Source organism: Providencia alcalifaciens DSM 30120, from assembly GCF_000173415.1.
GTDB classification, from domain to species: domain Bacteria; phylum Pseudomonadota; class Gammaproteobacteria; order Enterobacterales; family Enterobacteriaceae; genus Providencia; species Providencia alcalifaciens.
In genome coordinates this window covers 1-19,267 of sequence record NZ_ABXW01000042.1, presented here as the reverse complement: position 1 = coordinate 19,267, position 19,267 = coordinate 1, and the positions used below count along the sequence as shown (strand labels likewise).

Sequence of the window (19,267 nt, the reverse complement as noted above, 5' to 3'; positions counted from 1 at the left end):
CTTATAGACCGGTGAGGTAGAAGACGAATCCAAGTGCCGCAACACCGAATCCTAACCAAGTCACATGGTGCGTTAATAAAAAACGACCACGAGCCAGACTGTTTTCGACCAGCGACGCCAGCACGAAAATCACCAATAATTTCACTAGCAGTAATCCCATCGCTAACAACACGCTGCCAACGGTAAAGGCACTTGCATTACCAAATGGGAAGAAAATCGACAGGAATAGCACTGCCACAATCACTTGTTTGAGCCCTATTCCCCATTTCACTAACGCCAGTCCAGAACCAGAGTATTCCGTCAAAGGACCTTCTTGCAGCTCTTGCTCTGCTTCCGCTACGTCGAATGGGATCTTGCCCATTTCAATAAAGGTGGCGAAGCCACAAGCAATTAATGCTAATAACGTGGCAGTTGGGGATACCCAGCCTTCACTCATCGTGGCGCTAATAGTGCCAATGTTGGTGGAACCTGCTATCAGAGCAACGACCAACAGACCGAGGAATAACGTCGGCTCTACCAGTACGCCAAGCGTTAATTCACGGCTTGCGCCGATACCGGCAAATGGGCTTCCGGTATCGAGACCGGAAAGTGAAAAGAAGAAGCGGAATAGTGCAAAGATATACAGCACGATGATGATGTCGGCTGCGCCACTAAACAGCGATGTGTGAGTCACCACTGGCAATGCCATCGCTAATAACAACATACTGCCGAGCAGCACGTACGGCATGATGCGAAAGATAATGCCAGAATCACGGGGAGCAACCGACTGGCGAGTCAGCAGCTTGGCAATATCCCGATAATCTTGCCAAACGCCAGGTCCTTGGCGGGAATGCATTTTGGCGCGAATTTGACGAGAGATCCCCGTAAATAACGGTGTTAGCAATAACAATACAACCGCTTGAATGATGGCGAAGATCCCTGTCATCAATGTGGGTGTTTCTTGAATCGACATGGTTTCTCTCCTTACGCCGCAATCACAACAAGCAGCACGATCAAGGCCGCAACAACATATAGGCAGTAGAGTCTAAAGTCCCCACCTTGTAGGCATTGCATGCGTTTTGCTATTCGGTTAATCACGCGAACCAATGGATAAATAATCTTGTCATCCCAGAACGGTTCAACCTTCCCTGCCCCCTCTTTGGTGACTTCGAGGGCTTGCGCTAGACGAGCAGACGGATCGAGCTGAGTACGCAGGCGATATAACGGTGCGAACATAGAACGTAGCGGTTGAGTAAAACCACCCGCTGACACCGACATATCTTTTTCCCATGCATAGCCACACGCCCATGCATCGCCTTTACGACGCGCTTCCAACTGTTTGCCTTTGAACACCATGTAAATAATCAGCGGGATGATTGGCAGAGCCAGCAATAAAATCAGCGTCATGGCTGGGGAGATCATCGCTTGAGAGGCGCTGTTTGGTATGAGCATTGCACCTTGTGCCACGGTGATATCTGTCGCATGCGTCAGGGACATTGCCACATTGGCCAGAACGGGTGCGATGTAAGTCGCACCAACCCCTAAAATCACACAGATAACGGCAAGGATCAGCATTGCAGCGGTCATCGTCCAAGGGACTTCACGAGCATGCGTCGCTTGTTCGCTACGCGCACCACCGCAGAAACTCACACCGTAGACTTTCACAAAGCACATCGCTGCCAACGCCCCGGTGATGGCTAACATCACAATGGCAATTGGACCGCTGATGCGCATCATAAAGGTGCCTTCATGACTCATGGAGAAGAGAGATTGGTAGGTGTACCACTCACTAACGAAGCCGTTGAGTGGTGGCAGTGCGGAAATCGCCATACAGCCGATTAAAAACGCGGTTGCGGTGAGTGGCATTAACTTCGCCAAGCCCCCCATTTTTTCCATATCTCGGGTATGCACACGGTAAATCACTGCGCCCGCGCCGAGGAATAATAAGCCTTTGAACACCGCATGATTGAGTAAGTGATATATCGCACCGAGCAGACCGATGGTTGCCAACACTGGCATATTGTTCGCCATGCCAACCATCGCGACCCCCACCCCCATCAGGATGATCCCGATATTTTCGACGGTATGCCATGCGAGTAAGCGTTTGATATCATGCTCAGCCAACGCATACATAACGCCCAAGACGGAAGACACTGCCCCGAATGCCAAGACCACGATCCCCCACCAGCCTTGAGTCGCACCCAGTAGGTCGATACCCACTTTGATGATCCCAAAAATACCGATTTTTACCATCACGCCAGACATTAAAGCCGATGCATGAGACGGTGCTGCGGGGTGAGCTTGCGGTAACCAGCTGTGCAATGGGAGCATCCCTGCTTTGGCACCAAAGCCAAAAAATCCCAATAAAAACACCACCGATGCCATCGCCGGTGAGAGCGAGAGCTGGCGGAATGAATCAAAATCTAAGCTGCCACTTTCACGCCACATTAAGAAGAAGGCGATCATAATTAAAATCGAACCGGCGTGGGCAATAAAGAAGTACAGCAGACCCGCACGGATGGATTTGTCATCTTGGTCGGCAATGACTAAGAACCAAGAGGCCAGCGACATCATTTCAAACAGGATGATGAAATAAAAGGCGTTGTCCATCACGACCAAGGCGACCATCGAGGCGATAAACAGGTTCAGGAAGAATCCCATGCTCCACGCGCCACGACCGCAATATTCCTGAACATAATTCAAGGAGTACAAGGCGCTAACCGTCACCAGCAAGGAGATAACCATCACCATAAAAGCGGCAAGGCTATCGAATCTGACAGCAAAATTGGCGAATGGGAACGGACCTTGTGATAGGTAAGTGAGAACATCTCCACTCATTAAGACAGGGATAGCACTGCATAATCCAAGCACGCCCCCGATCATGGCAGTAATTCCCGCGACATAGATGGCGAGCTTTTCTTGTCGTTTAAAGAGCAACGAGACAAAACCCCCTACCGCATAGAAAATGACTGACCATAAAAGTAACTGAAGAGGTGTCATGTTATGGGTTCTCCCGATCAGCAACAAAAATGTCGAACTCTGGCGGCATGACATCGACAGAGGCATTACGGCGTTTGGCACTTTCGTTTTCGAGTTGATTTTCTTCCACCAGATGGAGGGCATCGGTCGGGCAGACTTTGACGCAAGCCGGTCCTTCGTCACTGAAATCACATAGATCACATTTCACAGCAACGTTGCGAATTCCGGCGTTCCACGCAAGGAAGGGATTCATGGTTGGGAGGCTATCGGGCACATCTAACAGCATCTCTTTCGGTACATATTGTTCAAAGAAATCAGGCGTATCCACCGGTTTGCTACCTGATGGCGTGATAGCCCCAAATGGGCAAACCAGTCCACACAGTTTGCACCCGATACACAGGCTTTCGTTCAGCACAATCATGCCATTTTCGTGTGTGATGGCATTGACCGGACACACGCGCGCACACGGAGCATCGTCACATTGACGACAGAGCATCGGTGCGGTGAGCTCGCCAACTTTGACCACCTTTAGTCGCGGATGTGTTTGTAATCCTTGGGCTTTATGCGTTTCTGAGCACGCTGCCATGCAGGTATTACATCCGATACACAGTTGTGGGTCTGCAATTACAAAGCGATTCATTCGCTTTCCCCTCCAATCAAATCGATCGAATTATTAATATTGATGGAGTTGTATTAGCATATTTCATGCCATGATTATTTTTGTTATTTATCAAATGGTTAATTTGATTACATGGAAAAATCGACACTAATGACGATAAATTAGGACGGCAAATAGCCATTATCGACACGAATCTACATCACAAAATATTTTCAGAAGAAATGAATTTCAAAGGGGAATTACTAACTGAATTGTTTTTAATAAGTTTCTCGGTAATAAAATAAAAATAATTCGCTATTTTTACATTATTATTTTTAATTTACGCTTTGTTTATTTTTTCTATTTTAAAAATGCATTTATTTTTTAATAAACATAAATATTGACTTAACTTATATAGAAATTTTCTAAATTTATTTTAATTAACGGCGAAATCATCATTACTGACCAATCATTAATAAATAATAATTTCAAGTAAAAAACAACAATAACCAAATAAAATCATATGATTATGAAAACAAAAAAAAACGATAAAAATAAATTTCACTCTTATTAATAGGCAAATCTTATTTCAGCAATCGATTAAACCGATGGTTATCATTGATAAAAATCAAAAACCATTGTGCTTTATTTAACCATAATAGCCCGTCCATAGAATTATATTAACTAAAAATATTTAATTATATTTGACCGCAATCTTCCAAGGATAGTGTAATGAAAAAATTTACTCGCATTACGGTCGCTACCATATTTTTGCTTTTACTCGGTTATTTTGGGTTATCTGGATATGTGTGGTACCACGATAATCAACGAAGACAAAATAGTGACATTCAGACATCTAGAATTGCAGAAAATAATCAAGTCCTCCAATTCTTTGCCGAAAAAGGATGCGATTACTGTCACACGCCGTCAACTGACTTACCTGCTTATGCCTCATTTCCAATTGCTAAACAACTGATGGAGTACGATATTCAACTGGGTTATAAGTCCTTTAACCTTGAAGCCGCTCGCGCTGCGTTAATTGCTGGAGAACCAGTTCCTCAGAGCGAATTAAATAAAATTGAGTGGGTGATGCAGAATCACACCATGCCACCAACACGTTATGTAGCACTGCACTGGGCAAGTAGTGTGAGTGACGAAGAACGCGATAAATTACTCGGTTGGATTGCGAAGCAGCGCGCAGAGCATTATGCCACCGAGGACACTGCGGTAGAGCACCGCAATGAGCCAATCCAGCCAATTCCAAAATCACTGGAAGTGGATGATAAGAAAGTGGCGTTAGGCTTTCGCCTGTACCATGACGCTCGCTTATCTGGAGACAGCACCATCTCTTGTGCTCACTGCCATGCGCTAAATGCTGGTGGGGTTGATGGTCGTAAAACCTCCATCGGTGTTGGCGGTGCCGTTGGCCCAATCAATGCACCCACTGTGTTCAACTCTGTGTTTAACGTCGAGCAATTCTGGGATGGTCGTGCCCCTGACTTACAAGCACAAGCAGGCGGTCCGCCATTAAATCCAATCGAAATGGCATCCAAATCATGGGATGAAATCATTGTAAAACTGGATAAAGACCCGGTATTAAAACAGGATTTCAATGCGGTTTACCCTGAAGGGTTTACAGGCGACAGCATCACTGATGCTATCGCAGAATTCGAAAAAACCCTAATCACCCCAGATTCACCATTCGATAATTGGTTACGCGGCGATAGTGCTGCACTCACAGCGCAACAGCAGCATGGTTATCAATTATTTAAAGAGAATAAATGTGCAACTTGCCATGGCGGCGTGATCCTCGGTGGTCGTTCTTTCGAGCCGTTAGGTTTGAAGAAAGACTATGAATTCGGTGAAGTCACCGCACAAGACATCGGACGTATGAATGTCACCTCTGAAGAACGCGATAAACTGCGCCAAAAAGTCCCAACTCTGCGCAATGTTGAGTTAACCGCACCGTATTTTCACCGTGGTGATGTGGCTACCTTAGATGAAGCAGTCAAACAAATGTTGCGTTATCAAGTGGGTAAAGAGTTACCACAAAAAGATGTCGACGATATTGTCGCCTTCCTGAAGAGCTTAACGGGTGTTTACACGCCGTATGTCTCACAGAACGAAGCACAATAATGATTGATTGAGTTATCTTTGCATAGCACCACTGACTTAGGTCGTGGTGCTATTTTATGTACCTCTCCCGCCATTTTTACTATATTTCGAACTGTGCATCTACCATGCATCCATTCGCAGAAAAAGCCTTGCTCAGGCTAACTCACTTGTTCATTTATCTTATGGCTCTACCTGAATGCAAATATTGGTAATGAAGGCGCTAGTATGCCAAAATTTTCTGTTGATAACGGGTTAATCAACCTGAATTTTTTCGTAAAAAAGCCCAAAAACTGCTACAGCAAATGAAGGCATTATTGCAAATAAAGTCTCTTCAATTGTTGGTGATTTTAATAGAGTAGGTGTTGATGAAATAGAATGTGTTCGGCGACGAAAATCTCCTGCCATGCATAGATAAAGCCACCATTTTTAAGTAAATATGCCACTTAAAAAAGTAAAAATTATGAAAAGAATCATTCTTATACTCATCAATATAGGAATTACTTATTCTATTAACTTGCAGGTGGTTCAAATGTCTCTGTAGTTCAATTTACTGTACCGAAAAATAGCATTTTACTTAGCTATCCTTATCTTTTACCTAGTAATGATCGAACAAATATTCTTTAGGCTTTTCTGACAAATTGAGAGTGTTGTATTGATCTATAATAGTTTAAAAATGTTAATATTTATTGGATTAATAATTCTTATATCTATATTTTTTCTTTCATAAAATAATCAATAGATATTATATTTTTAAAAAAATAGATCCTTTAGGCTAAATAATAACGCAAATATTGAGTCAAAAACGTTGTTCCCCAAGCATCCATATTTTTATCCATGAACATGTACAGAAGTCTTTTCTTCTTTTTCTATATTCTGTAAAGTAGCAAACAAACCTGGCCTTTTATACAGTGTTTTGCTATACTTTGAGATACTTTAACGAACTGGTGAACTACAAAAATATGTCTAATAGAATCGTTTCATTTTTTGCCGGCGCAGGTGGGCTAGATCTTGGATTCGAACAAGCTGGCTTTAATGTGATTTGGGCCAATGAATTTGACAAAGATATTTGGGCTACTTACAAGAAAAACCACCCGCACACTGAGTTAGATCAGCGTAGTATCACCAATATTACTTCTGATGAAGTTCCTGAATGTGATGGAATTATTGGAGGGCCTCCATGCCAAAGTTGGAGTGAAGCTGGCGCTCAAAGAGGCATTAATGATAAGCGAGGTCAGCTTTTCTTTGATTTTATTAGAATCTTAGAAGCCAAAAAGCCAAAGTTTTTTCTTGCTGAAAATGTTAGTGGTATGGAGCATGCCAGACATAAAGATGCTCTTGATAACATAAAGAAAATGTTTAAAGACGCAGGCTATGATCTATATTACAAAATGCTTAATGCAGTAGACTATGGCGTAGCTCAAGATAGAAAACGTGTGATTTTCGTTGGTTTCAGAAGTGATCTGAATATTCCTTATACTTTTCCAGAACCCATTGAAAAAGACAAAAGGAAAGTTCTCAAAGATATCATTAAAGATCTTGATGGTTTAGCAGTCCCTGCCCTTAGTGGACAAAAACCAAATCCAAATGTTCAGGTCGTGAACCATGAGTATATGATCGGCGACTTCTCATCAATCTTTATGTCACGAAATAGAGTTAGAGCATGGGATGAACCATCATTTACAATACAAGCAGGTGGACGGCACGCTCCAATTCACCCAAGTGCACCCAAAATGGAAAAAGTTGAAACTGACAAATTTGCATTTATTACGGGTCATGAATATAGACGGTTAAGTGTCCGAGAATGTGCTCGTATACAGGGATTTCCTGATAATTTTGAATTTTTATATAACAACGTTGCTGTAGGTTACAAAATGATTGGGAATGCAGTTGCAGTTCCTTTCGCTAAAATATTAGCTACTAGTATTCGTAAACATCTTGACCATATTAATTGATACAACAAAGGGGCTCCAAATGCCCCTTTTTGCTTTAATTTAAACTTCAAGGATAGGTATTACCAAAATAGTATTCTTTTAATTCATCAAAATTATCGCTGGTAATATTCAACTCGTTTAAAATCTCTCTTACCCTATTACCAACAACATTACCCTTAACTTGAAGAGGCTGGTCATAACATATAGAGCTTTTAAGCTCACCTTGATGTAAATACCAATCTACATATACCGCTAGAGGTCGATCTCCATCCCATTTATCCACCAAGGAACGATAGTTCAATGCCTTACAAGCAAAATAGATAGTTTGTTGCCTAGAAAAATCCCAAATAGGCTTAAGCTTATTAATATAAAACTGAAGGTCATGACCACTAACTTCATCAATTTCAAGTATATAGTCGGCGACTCCAGAATCAGCTATTACTTGTCCATCAACTGATGCATTCCGTTTATCACTTGATAGTAAATGACCGGAATAAACATTTAGCTTTTGCTCGTCAGTTAACTGAAGAACGCCTGATTTATCGCCACCTTTTTTATTCAATAGCTCAAATTTCCAACCTAATAGAATCGTTTTTTCTTCCGTTCTTCCCATTTTTTTAAAGCATATTAAAGGATGGTTTTGAAAACTTTGCTCAATAGTTCCAATACTGCTACGTAAAATAGAATCTGTATCATCTCCAAAAATTTGCTTTGCACGCTCATAAGATATTTTATTCTCTAAAAAATCTGCATTGGATTGCTTTATTGATATTTTGAAGTTTCCTTGCAGAGTTTTAATAAATACATCTGTTTTACATTCACCTCTACTTGTTGCGGGTTTACTTGCTTTTATAACATCATAAATACAATTATTCCATGTAAACTGTGATGTACTATTAATTAAGTTAATAAGGTTTTTTTCTGTTTGAGAAAACAGTGGTGATGGATAAGACATAAAACTTTCACCTAATCGAAATAAAATTAATGAATAATGTTATCATGTTCAAGACCGCCTTTCCATTTTCTTGCAAAAAATCCTAATCAATCATTGTATTATAGTAAAAAACCATCATTATATCTTTACATTAACTAATATAGTTATGATGAAAATCATTTTAATACATAGTATTACGTTATTTATATATATTTTTTACTTAATCGATAGCTCAGGATTCTATATGCTAAAAACAATAATTACTTTCAATAACGTTAGAATTAATTTGGATATTTTATATCCTTAGAGTTTATATAGTTCAAAAAATGGAAAAAATCGTGATAAGAAACTGGTAAATCTGAAATTTCAGACATAAAAAAGACGCTTTAAGCGTCTGATTTTTGGTAAGGACAGACTCGTTTTTAATATTCAATGCATTATTTTTATTTGGGATAAATTTATAGGTAATTTTTTATATACTTAAATATATGCTCAGTGGTTTGGGGTTTGAAAATTGGGTTAATCAATTTTTATTTCATAAATTTTATGGAATTCTTTACCTGCATACATGGTTCAATGAGTGAAGCCCGATATCTTAATTTGGATCATCCCTTTCTTTAATGGGGTCCCTGATACTGTAATTGTGTGAAAATCTACATCTTTTTGAACTTTACCCTGAAAATTTCGGTATCAAATCATTGGGATCCATGACAGTCCAGAATTGCAGGGGATCATATTAAAAGAAATACTTTTCTCACTTATATAACTATCTGAAATATTAATAACCGTGTTATATTCCTCACCAGCAATAGCAGACGGTAGATTATTGGGTGTTACTTTGGGTGTGGGGTTGCCACATCCCATTAACGTTAATACTGCCATCAATTCAATTTTAATTATAAATTTCGTTATAAAGTGGAAGTAACCCCAATGCGGTTAGCTGAATTTCGATTTCATTGGCTTTTTTGATATCGTCTTTATTTGAACCATCAAACACATGATCGGTACTGATAATCAACGTACCGCTATTTTTTTTATTTTCAATATCAATAAGTTCAGCCGCCATAGGTAATTGTTGTTGCGTGATTTTTTTATTGAGATAAAGCATCCAACCAACGGGAAGTCTGTCAGGGAACACGTTATTTTGATTATATGAATAATTATTTGTATCTATTCTAATATCTATTAAATTAAATTTAATCGTACTTTCAGATATAAAATCTATCAACATGTCAAAATTAAAATTGACAACCCTCCTTAAGTCAAATTCAAGTTTATAAACAGAGCTAATTCCATTGTTAACTATGACTAATGCGTTATCATCCCCAGCCCAAATAGCTTCCATATTATTGAAATTATATTCATTCTTAAAAAAATCAGTTGGTACACCATTTTCAAATGCTTTGAAATTCATCGCCTCTTCTTGTGAATCCCCACAAAAATACCAAACTTTAGGATCGGCATGTGCTATTTTCTTTGAAAACTCAATCATAAATTGAAATATTTCAATAATAGTACTATTCGTCACATTGTCATTTAACTTAATATCTACTTCAATATTTAAATTCATCATTTAGCCCTATATTAAATTGTATGATGTGTTCTAATTTGAGATAGCTGTTGGAATATTTTAGTACAAAATCTATACATTTTTTGCTGGGAAAAATGCCAGTCAGAATACGATTTCCCTTTGAATGGAACTCTACATAACCAATTTTGTTCTGAAGCTTGCTTAAATGGCTTTCCCCCGCCTTTAAAAAAGGGCTTCACATTTCCATCTTTATCAAACGCAAAGTCGAAGTTATCTTTCGTTTCAATAAAATTACACTCTTCGGGCACCCAGCCATCAAATTCAACACAAGGAAATTTAGTTCTAGTAGGAACAGGGACTGTACATTGCCATTCGTCAATATATTTTAATTGTCCACTAGGAGTATCAACCGTCCTTATTGGGCTTTTACATATTTTTGATTGATATTCAAAAGCTGCTATTGTCTTTGTTTTTGTTATTTCTCTTTCATGAGGAATAACATAAGGAATAGCAGGACAATCTTTACACCCTTTACTTGCTTCAATTGCGGCTACTCCTGCTGATGAACCTGCCACAGCGCCTGCGGCTGCTCCTTGGCTACCTCTGCGCTTATCATCGGGATCTTCATCACCAAGTTCACCGCCAATCGCTATACTTTCATACTCTCGAATTTTATCACCATAACTTATGTTATCTCCCCACTCATCATCGCTACTACCTGACGAAGAGGGAAAACCAATTTTTGAGGCTTCTTGTGTCACTGCGGCTAGGCCGCCCAGAGTCATTAAACCTGCGCCTGCAACTATTAATGGAATTGGCATGCTAAGTTCTCCATTCAATTAATTTCATGGCTATCCGTAAAAAATCTTGATACTGCTGCTCTGGCACGCGATTTTTTTCCTCAAGCATATTTCTAATTTCTGGCTTTAAATGAAAGTCAGGGCTGCAAGCTTCGTAAAATAAAAATGACCGAATTAACGGTTCTTGAGTGAAACCGAGGGAGAGAACATATTGAAATGCGGATTCTAAGCGCCTATCTAATGTTCCGAGATTCTTTAGTTTATCTAAATGGTGTTTATAAAAATCAGCACTCACTTGAGTCACATAATCACTCTGTTCAATATTTTGAATTTTCTTTAATTGTTCTTCGCTAAACTGCATTTAACCCACCTCCTTGTAATGCATAAAATCGTCCTTTAAAGCGGTAATACCATGCAATAAGCGGCGTGGTTATTTCATGGAATTGTTCGGTTGTTAGAACTTGAGGCATATTGTGGGTTACACGAGGATCATAAAAGCGAAATAAAGTGGTTTTACCATCAGGTAAACTCACATTAAGCCGTTCAGAGAAGTGAGTCGATAATTTCTCAATTGATGAGTCACTGACTAGCCATGATAGTGCCGGCGATTCAGTTTCTAATTGAATTAAATCGGTCAGGAAATCACTTCGTTTGGTCACGTCAATTAGCCATGGACCCGCCCATGCGATTTCCGAATCTGGACGTTGTTTAAAAAGTGGACTTGCGGTTCCATAACGACTCTGAAGTTCTTGATCAAAGTAACGTTCATATTGCAGACCACAGATTAAACAATAATGCTTTGCATCAGGATAGCGTTCAAAATAGTTAAAAATAGGATGCAGATTATGCATTTATGATTATCCTTCTCGAACAACTAGCATTTGCCCAGACTCAGCTGCTTTCATTAAGCAACTAATACAAATTTTATTTGTTAAAGCTGGAAAGATAGTTGAAGCTGTTTCTGGAGAGGCTGACCCACTTTCATCGCTATAGCAATCATGAATTGAATTAATAAATCGTGCATGGCAGGGACATGAGCTCATACTTTCAAGCGTACCCGCAACTTTTCGTCCTTCATCCCAAACACTATTACATCCACCGATAATATAAAAACGCCCTGAGTGTTTGCCACAACTGACGAGATCGCCTTCGCGAGCACCTGCAACACCATACCATTGCATGGTATTGTCTCCCGTTAGTATTTGACCTCCACAAGTGGTTCTATCACCAACCCGTAAAAAATATCCTATTGTCATAATCTATCCTCATCCATAACTGAGGATAGATTATTTTACACTTAAGCCAAACTCACAATACTTAAATCAAACTCATGCTTATTTATGCGACTAAATACATTATCTTCCAGAAAAATGTTCGTGCATCTTTTCAGTCATCACTATAGTGGTATATACACGCTTTCAGCTACTGCATCGTAAGTATAAGAGAGTCTGATAAATGTGAAGTGAAGTGAAGTGAAGTGAAGTGTATTGAGATAAATCGAAGATATAGGAAAAATGAAAAAGTTACTAATTCCAGACATAAAAAAAGACGCTCTAAGCGTCTGATTTTTGGTGCCGAAGGCCGGACTCGAACCGGCACACCCGAAGGCGGTTGATTTTGAATCAACTGCGTCTACCAATTCCGCCACTCCGGCACGAAGTGATGTGTTTCTTGGAAAACGCTGCCATTATACTTGCCTTATGCCTAGTGGCAACATTTATCTTGAAGAATCAGATTGTTCGATTAAAAAAAAAGCACCTACAAAAATCCTCCAATGAAAAACACAATATCCCCAGTTATGTTCAACAAGATTTGAATATCTATGCTAATTTTCCTATAACTATTTTCATAGCCTTAACCTTTGTGTGACTGGCGATAAAGCGTAATTTTTGTTAGTTTATCCGCACTCTTATGTAAAATTATAAAGGCATATTTTATGGGCTTTGTTGGATGGATAGCCACTGGTCTGGTTATTGGCATCTTAATTGGTGTCATAATGAAAATTTTCTCGAAGAGAAAATAAATATTGGCTGAAAAGCCTTTTATAAACAATCATATCGGCTGGCTTCAAACATGAAGAAAACGTTTCTTAAAATTTTGTCGGTATCCGCATTGTCTGCGGCATTGATGGCGTGCTCCTCAACGACAGAAAGAACCTCGCAAACCCCACAAAGTGGCATGCTTGCAGGTAATTCCGAATGGCAAATATTCGAAGGTGATAGACGAACTTACGAACGAGTCACCAAAATTGTCGATATGTATGCGAACCGCATTTATAACGAAAGCGATGCCCGTGGCATGGCGATTATCGTTATTGATAATAACCAAACCTTATCCCGCTATTATGGGGAAACTGCGCCGGGTAGCAGACAAAAACCGGGTCCTAATTCCCTGATCCGTATCGCTTCTGTTAGCAAATTAATGACCAGTGAAATCTTAATTAAACTGGAGCTAGATAAAAAATTAGCGATTACCGACCCGCTACAGCAATACAGCTACAACGGCGTTACTGTTCCAGATAACAACAGCGGACAGCCTATCCGACTGTATCATTTAGCGAGCCATACCAGTGGCTTACCTCGTGAGCAACCTGGTGGAAAATGGGGGCGTCCGGTGTTTATTTGGCCAACCCAAGAGAACCGTTGGACATGGCTGAAAACCGGTAAACTCGACTTTACACCGGGCACTGAAGCGGCTTATTCCAACCTCGCCTATGATTTACTTGCTGATGCCATGGTTAAAGCAACGGGGCAGTCATACCCGCAATTGTTCAGCAAATACGTGACCTCTCCGGCGAAAATGACGGATACCACCTATACGCCAAGTAAAAATCAGTGTGCCCGATTAATGGAAGGCACCAAGCCAAGCCCATGCCACAACACCCTTGCGGCGGCAGGTAGCGGCGGCGTGTACTCAACCCCTGCTGATATGCAGAAGTGGATGCAGCAATTTTTATCCACAGATAATAACTTACGTAAAGCCACCGCAGCTCGCGAACAAGGTATTTTCTTCCCACGTGAAAAACTTATTGATGCCAAGGGAATGGATGTAGCCGGTTACGCAGATGGGCTGGGTCTAGGCTGGGTTTATATGAAGCCTAAAAACGGTATTCCGGGGATCTACCAGAAAACCGGCGGCGGCGGCGGATTTAATACCTATATGGCGATGATCCCACAGCAAAATATTGCGGTATTCGTGGTGATGACCCGTAAAGAGGGTAGCAAGTTCAGTAAGTTAACTGCCGGTGTTAACGATATGGTCGCTTCGTTGTCCTCTAACCATGCGTATGGGAAAAATTGAAAGGGTACCGCCGACGCGATTAATGCACTGGCGAGTTATACCCCTACCCTAAAACGCGGATTTGTGCGCCTACTGACATTTATCGTGACAACTGCCTAAGCCCTTCAGGCAGTTTTTTATTCGCCGCTCTTTCTGATAGATGGCTGTTTTTCATGCAATATTTTAGGATGACCTTTCGCTACTCTTAGACCTTCTTACTCATAATTAGCAAAGGAACTAAGATGAAAATTATCCCGTTTTTCGCTCATAACATATTACTTCCCAGCTCCATATAATCAGGAACGAACACTGTTTCTGAATGAGTACAGCAACTCAGAAATGTATTTAATCATCAAAAAGCCTTTCCACAGCCTAAAAAACCAGACTATGTCGAAATAGATCTTTCAAGATCTGGTTAATGAGAAAGCGGATGATCCGAACATTGAAGCCACCGCCGAGTATAAAAAACTATTCGCAGATACCATGATCGAAGCAAAGCAATCATTCATTCATTCAAGCGACCTGGAAAAATGCTTATAGAATTAGAAAATCATACAGTGCAAATGGCGGTTCTTTCTCCTATGCACAACAGATTGCCAACAAAAGTGGGAAAAACGTGATAGGCATTATCGGTGAATATACATCTCAGACGGAACAAAAAAGGTCCAGCATGAATTATTTAAGCTACAAGGAAAAATTCAATCGATGCTGAGTAATTTCGGTAATTTTATCTTCAGCATAAAATGAGTGTGTTCTTAAAATGGAGACTTGCCATCAGCAATAAAAAAGGCTGTAAAATCATTCGATTCTACAGCCTTTTTTCAATTTAAAGGGAATGAACTATTTTCGTTTAACTAACAAGAAGATACTCACACCCAAGAACAAGACACTCGGCAGCGCTGCTGCAACCACAGGCGGAATGGAGTAAACCAAACTCCAGTTACCAAAACCTTGGTTTAAGATGTAGAACAAGAAGCCGCCAACAATCCCTGAAACCACACGTACCCCCATTGGAACAGTACGCAGAGGTCCGAAGATAAAGGAAACCGCCATCAACATCATTACCGCCGCAGACAATGGCGCCAGAATTTTTTGCCACATACTCAGCTGATACACCGAAGCCACTTGCCCACTCTCTTTCAAATACGTGATGTACTGATATAGCCCACGAATCGAGAGGGAATCCGCATTCAGGGAAACAATCCCTAATTTTTCCGGTGTTAGATTGGTTTTCCAGTCATAGGTTAAACGCTGTGAACCCGTGATTTTTTGCTGGCTACCTAAGATAGATTCCTGAACTTGGGATAATACCCACAATTTTTTATCTGCATCGTAAGTTCCACGTGCCGCAAACATCACTGACTCTAATTTGCGATGATCATCGAAGCGATAAATAGAAACATCTTGGATGGTGCTTGCATCTTTAATGCGCTGGATATAGATAAAGTCATGGGCATCTTTCGCCCACATACCTGAATCTGTTACGACCAAAGAGCTACCCACAATTTTTTCTGCGCGGTAATTACGCGCCCATTGTTCGCCCGCAGGTGCAATCCACTCCCCCATGATCATCGTAACGATAACCAATGGAATCGCTGTTTTCATCACCGACATCGCAATTTGCAAACGGGTAAAACCCGACGCTTGCATCACCACCAGTTCACTGCGGGAAGCTAACGCTCCTAATCCCAACAATGCCCCCAATAATGCCGCCATTGGGAAGAAAATATCGATATCTTTGGGAACAGTTAATAAGGTGAAAACCCCTGCGCTCATCGCCGTGTAATCACCGTCACCCACTTTGCGAAGCTGCTCGACAAATTTGATGATCCCTGAAAGGGAAACCAATAAAAACAGCGTCATCAAAATCGAATTGAGGATAGTTCGACCGATATACCTATCTAAAACACCAAACATCAGGCAACCCCTCTGGTCAACTTAGCGCGTACTTTGCGCATTGGTACGGTATCCCATAAATTCAGAATCACTGCTAATAGCAAGTAACCCAAGTTAACCGCCCACATCGCATATTTAGGATCGATGTCTCCCTTATCGGCGCTATTACGTAACGTACTTTGTAATAAGAAGAAAATCAGGTACAGCAGCATGGCTGGGATCATGCTGAGCACACGCCCTTGACGAGGGTTCACTTCACTCAGCGGCACTACCATCAACGCCATCACGACCACAGAGAACACAATGGTTAGACGCCAGTGGAATTCAGCATTGACCTCAGGGTTATCTTCATTCCACAGCTGCATCATGGTTTTTTGTTCCACTTTGTCAGTGCTCACATCCGTGGCTTTATGATCAACAACTGCTTGGTAATTCACAAAATCAGTGATACGGAAATCGCGTAACATCGCAGTACCTTCGTAGCGTGTTCCTTGGTCCAACACCACCATTTGGCGACCATATTCATCTTCTTTCATATAACCGCTATCTGCCACAACAACGGATGGACGTTGCTCATTGGCTGTACGCAGCTGTGCTAAGAAAACATTTTTAAAATCATTGCCTTTGACTTCACCGATGTACAACACAAAGTTGCCATCTTTGGTGGTTTTAAACTGCCCTTCCACCATTGCGGCTAAGCCAGGGTTGGCTTTCGCATCGGCCAATACTTGCTCTTGATACTGAGACGACCAAGGCAGCATCCACGTAATATTGGCAACCGCAACTAAAGCGGTTAATGCAGCGAGTACCAGTGCCGCTTTCACAAGCACACTTTTACCCAGACCGCAGGCATGCATCACAGTAATTTCGCTTTCTGTGTACAATTTGCTGTAAGTCATCAATAGCCCAAGAAATAGGCTTAAAGGTAAGATGAGCTGAGCCATTTCCGGCACACCTAATCCTAATAATGGAAGAACTAAATTCGAAGGAATATTCCCTTGAACAGCGGCACCTAAGATGTCGATGGACTTTTGACTAAAAAAGATCAGCAAAAGGACAAAAAGTATCGCCAGCTGACTTTTTAGGGTTTCCCGAACCAAATATCGAATAATGATCACGCTTATTACGCCTGTGAAAACTTGTCTTTTGGGATGAAAATGGCTAAGTTCGTTCTATGACAGCCATTTACTAAAATATACTCTGGTTTATTGTTTGGCTAGAATGATATAAAAGCATTATCTATACTACGTACTATATCGGAATATGCTTAATATAAGCAAAACTAGGTATTTGCTCAATTTAACACAAAGAGTTCATTCTCTATAAGCCAGATCATGCGAAAGGCTAATTTTAACTGGAGCATCGACCTTTGTCTTTAAGATTCAGGAGAACGCATGGAGTTTAGTGTAAAAAGTGGTAGCCCGGAAAAACAACGTAGCGCTTGTATCGTTGTCGGAGTCTTTGAACCACGCCGTCTGTCCCCTATCGCTGAACAGCTGGACAAAATCAGTGACGGATATATCAGCGCCCTGCTGCGCCGTGGTGAGCTTGAAGGTAAAGTAGGTCAATCCTTACTGCTGCATCATGTGCCTAACGTTCTATCTGAGCGTATTTTATTGATCGGTTGCGGAAAAGAACGTGAACTCGATGAGCGTCAATTCAAACAAATCATTCAGAAAACCATTAGCACTCTGAATGAAACTGGCTCAATGGAAGCCGTTTGTTTCTTGACTGAGTTACATGTAAAAGGTCGCAATAACTACTGGAAAGTTCGCCAAGCAGTGGAAACAGCGAAAGAATCCTTATACGTGTTTGATCAACTGAAAAGTAATAAAACAGAGCATCGTCGTCCACTGCGTAAATTGGTATTCAACGTACCAACGCGCCGTGAACTGACCAGCGGTGAGCGCGCAATCGCCCACGGTTTAGCGATCGCCTCTGGCGTTAAAGCCGCTAAAGATTTGGGTAATATGCCACCAAATATCTGTAACGCTGGCTATTTAGCATCGCAAGCTCGCCAACTGGCTGATATTTCGGACAGCAAACTGACCACCCGCGTGATCGGTGAAGAGCAGATGAAAGAGCTGGGTATGAACGCATACTTAGCGGTAGGTCAGGGTTCACAAAACGAATCCCTGATGTCCATCATGGAATACAAAGGCAGCCCAGATCCAGAGTGCAAACCAATTGTGCTGGTCGGTAAAGGCTTAACCTTCGACTCAGGCGGTATTTCCATCAAGCCAGCTGATGGCATGGATGAAATGAAATACGACATGTGCGGCGCAGCGACCGTTTATGGCGTAATGCGCTTTATTACTGAGCTGCAACTGCCAATTAACGTAGTCGGTGTATTGGCTGGCTGTGAAAACATGCCAGGCGGACACGCTTATCGCCCTGGTGACGTTCTGACAACGATGTCTGGTCAGACTGTTGAAGTGCTGAATACTGACGCTGAAGGTCGTTTAGTGCTGTGCGATACTCTGACTTACGTGGAGCGTTTCGAGCCTGAACTGGTTATCGATATCGCGACATTAACAGGCGCGTGCGTCATTGCCTTAGGTAGCCACTACACTGGATTGATGTCTAACCATAACCCACTGGCTCATGAACTGTTAAATGCCTCTGAGCAAGCGGGTGACCGTGCTTGGCGTTTACCATTAGCAGATGAGTATTATGAGCAAATCAGCTCTAACTTTGCTGATTTAGCAAACACCGGTGGTCGTCCGGGTGGCGCAATCACTGCTGGCTGCTTCTTAGCGCGTTTCACTGGTAAGTATAACTGGGCGCACTTGGATATCGCAGGTACAGCATGGCGTTCAGGTAAAGCCAAAGGGGCTACTGGTCGTCCGGTTTCCATGTTGGCTCAGTTCTTACTGAACCGTGCAGGCTTAAATGGCGACGAGTAATTTCGATTACGATTGATAATCGCGATTCACTAAGTTGTTATTATAATATCCCGATGAGCAAACTCTGCGATTCGGGATATTGTTTTTAAGCAACAAGCAGTTAGGTCACACTCACCACACCATTTTGAGGCTGTGGTAAAAACGAGTATAATTCAGCGCAGATTTAATCTTGCTTTAGGTCAGCGAAAGAATACAACCAACACTCCTGCAAATTGAAGGATGGCGATCCACGCTATACCCTAGATAATTCAGTTTGTAGGTAGGCGGCAAGTGATTGAGACCTTAGGCACATACATAAGTCTGTGACTAAGGCGAAAGA

The 19,267-nt window shown here is 41.4% G+C and carries 16 protein-coding genes and 1 tRNA gene; 4 read left to right on the top strand and 13 right to left on the bottom strand.

The genetic code is table 11. The features are described from left to right. Window position 1: 1 nt before the first annotated feature. From PROVALCAL_RS06855 to PROVALCAL_RS06845, 3 genes are read right to left on the bottom strand one after another with little or no spacing between them, the layout of a single operon-like run. The gene (locus PROVALCAL_RS06855) at window positions 2-952 is read right to left on the bottom strand and encodes a respiratory chain complex I subunit 1 family protein (RefSeq protein ID WP_006658442.1); all 951 of its coding nucleotides are present in this window, start codon (window positions 950-952) and stop codon (window positions 2-4) included. A gap of 11 nt (window positions 953-963) precedes the next feature. After that, window positions 964-2,979 (bottom strand): hydrogenase 4 subunit B, encoded by a 2,016-nt coding sequence (gene hyfB, locus PROVALCAL_RS06850; RefSeq protein WP_006658441.1) that lies wholly within the window; start codon window positions 2,977-2,979, stop codon window positions 964-966. A 1-nt stretch (window position 2,980) separates the two neighbouring features. Further along, window positions 2,981-3,598 carry a 4Fe-4S dicluster domain-containing protein gene (locus PROVALCAL_RS06845; RefSeq protein ID WP_006662469.1) on the bottom strand — a complete coding sequence of 206 codons (618 nt, stop codon included), beginning with the start codon at window positions 3,596-3,598 and terminating at the stop codon, window positions 2,981-2,983. A gap of 690 nt (window positions 3,599-4,288) precedes the next feature. On the opposite strand from PROVALCAL_RS06845, the gene PROVALCAL_RS06840 reads away from it, so the two are divergent. Further along, window positions 4,289-5,692, top strand: a complete 1,404-nt coding sequence (locus PROVALCAL_RS06840; protein WP_006658439.1) for a cytochrome c peroxidase — start codon at window positions 4,289-4,291, stop codon at window positions 5,690-5,692. A gap of 231 nt (window positions 5,693-5,923) precedes the next feature. Here PROVALCAL_RS06840 and PROVALCAL_RS19745 read toward each other — a convergent pair whose 3' ends face one another. After that, the gene (locus PROVALCAL_RS19745; RefSeq protein ID WP_006658437.1) at window positions 5,924-6,076 is read right to left on the bottom strand and encodes a hypothetical protein; all 153 of its coding nucleotides are present in this window, start codon (window positions 6,074-6,076) and stop codon (window positions 5,924-5,926) included. A 554-nt stretch (window positions 6,077-6,630) separates the two neighbouring features. Between PROVALCAL_RS19745 and PROVALCAL_RS06835 the strand changes: the two genes are divergently transcribed. Further along, on the top strand, window positions 6,631-7,623 hold the full coding sequence (locus PROVALCAL_RS06835; RefSeq protein WP_006658436.1) for a DNA cytosine methyltransferase: 993 nt from the start codon (window positions 6,631-6,633) through the stop codon (window positions 7,621-7,623). A gap of 46 nt (window positions 7,624-7,669) precedes the next feature. On the opposite strand, the gene PROVALCAL_RS06830 is transcribed toward PROVALCAL_RS06835, so the two are convergent. From PROVALCAL_RS06830 to PROVALCAL_RS06800, 7 genes are all read right to left on the bottom strand, one after another. Next, entirely contained in the window at window positions 7,670-8,557 is an 888-nt protein-coding gene (locus tag PROVALCAL_RS06830; RefSeq protein WP_006658435.1) for a hypothetical protein, read from the bottom strand. 871 nt (window positions 8,558-9,428) lie between these two features. After that, window positions 9,429-10,106, bottom strand: coding sequence for an Imm52 family immunity protein (locus tag PROVALCAL_RS06825; protein WP_117584511.1), 678 nt, complete (start codon window positions 10,104-10,106; stop codon window positions 9,429-9,431). A gap of 14 nt (window positions 10,107-10,120) precedes the next feature. Continuing rightward, window positions 10,121-10,888, bottom strand: a complete 768-nt coding sequence (locus PROVALCAL_RS06820) for a Tox-REase-5 domain-containing protein (RefSeq protein ID WP_006658432.1) — start codon at window positions 10,886-10,888, stop codon at window positions 10,121-10,123. A gap of 1 nt (window position 10,889) precedes the next feature. Next, a complete protein-coding gene (locus PROVALCAL_RS06815) occupies window positions 10,890-11,228 on the bottom strand; it encodes a hypothetical protein (protein WP_006658431.1) in 339 nt (112 codons plus the stop codon). After that, entirely contained in the window at window positions 11,218-11,718 is a 501-nt protein-coding gene (locus PROVALCAL_RS06810; RefSeq protein WP_006658430.1) for a DUF4123 domain-containing protein, read from the bottom strand. The genes PROVALCAL_RS06815 and PROVALCAL_RS06810 overlap by 11 nt, the downstream gene beginning before the upstream one ends. A gap of 6 nt (window positions 11,719-11,724) precedes the next feature. After that, window positions 11,725-12,123, bottom strand: a complete 399-nt coding sequence (locus PROVALCAL_RS06805) for a PAAR domain-containing protein (RefSeq protein ID WP_006658429.1) — start codon at window positions 12,121-12,123, stop codon at window positions 11,725-11,727. A 313-nt stretch (window positions 12,124-12,436) separates the two neighbouring features. Further along, a tRNA-Leu gene (locus PROVALCAL_RS06800) sits at window positions 12,437-12,521 on the bottom strand. 419 nt (window positions 12,522-12,940) lie between these two features. On the opposite strand from PROVALCAL_RS06800, the gene ampH reads away from it, so the two are divergent. After that, a complete protein-coding gene (gene ampH, locus PROVALCAL_RS06790; protein ID WP_006658426.1) occupies window positions 12,941-14,167 on the top strand; it encodes a D-alanyl-D-alanine-carboxypeptidase/endopeptidase AmpH in 1,227 nt (408 codons plus the stop codon). Between the two features lie 819 nt (window positions 14,168-14,986). On the opposite strand, the gene lptG is transcribed toward ampH, so the two are convergent. Beyond that, on the bottom strand, window positions 14,987-16,063 hold the full coding sequence (lptG, locus tag PROVALCAL_RS06785; protein WP_006658425.1) for an LPS export ABC transporter permease LptG: 1,077 nt from the start codon (window positions 16,061-16,063) through the stop codon (window positions 14,987-14,989). Continuing rightward, window positions 16,063-17,160, bottom strand: coding sequence for an LPS export ABC transporter permease LptF (gene lptF, locus PROVALCAL_RS06780; RefSeq protein ID WP_006658424.1), 1,098 nt, complete (start codon window positions 17,158-17,160; stop codon window positions 16,063-16,065). Before lptF ends, lptG begins: the two co-directional genes overlap by 1 nt. A 276-nt stretch (window positions 17,161-17,436) precedes the next feature. On the opposite strand from lptF, the gene pepA reads away from it, so the two are divergent. Then, a complete protein-coding gene (gene pepA, locus PROVALCAL_RS06775) occupies window positions 17,437-18,948 on the top strand; it encodes a leucyl aminopeptidase (RefSeq protein ID WP_006658423.1) in 1,512 nt (503 codons plus the stop codon). Window positions 18,949-19,267 lie beyond the last annotated feature (319 nt).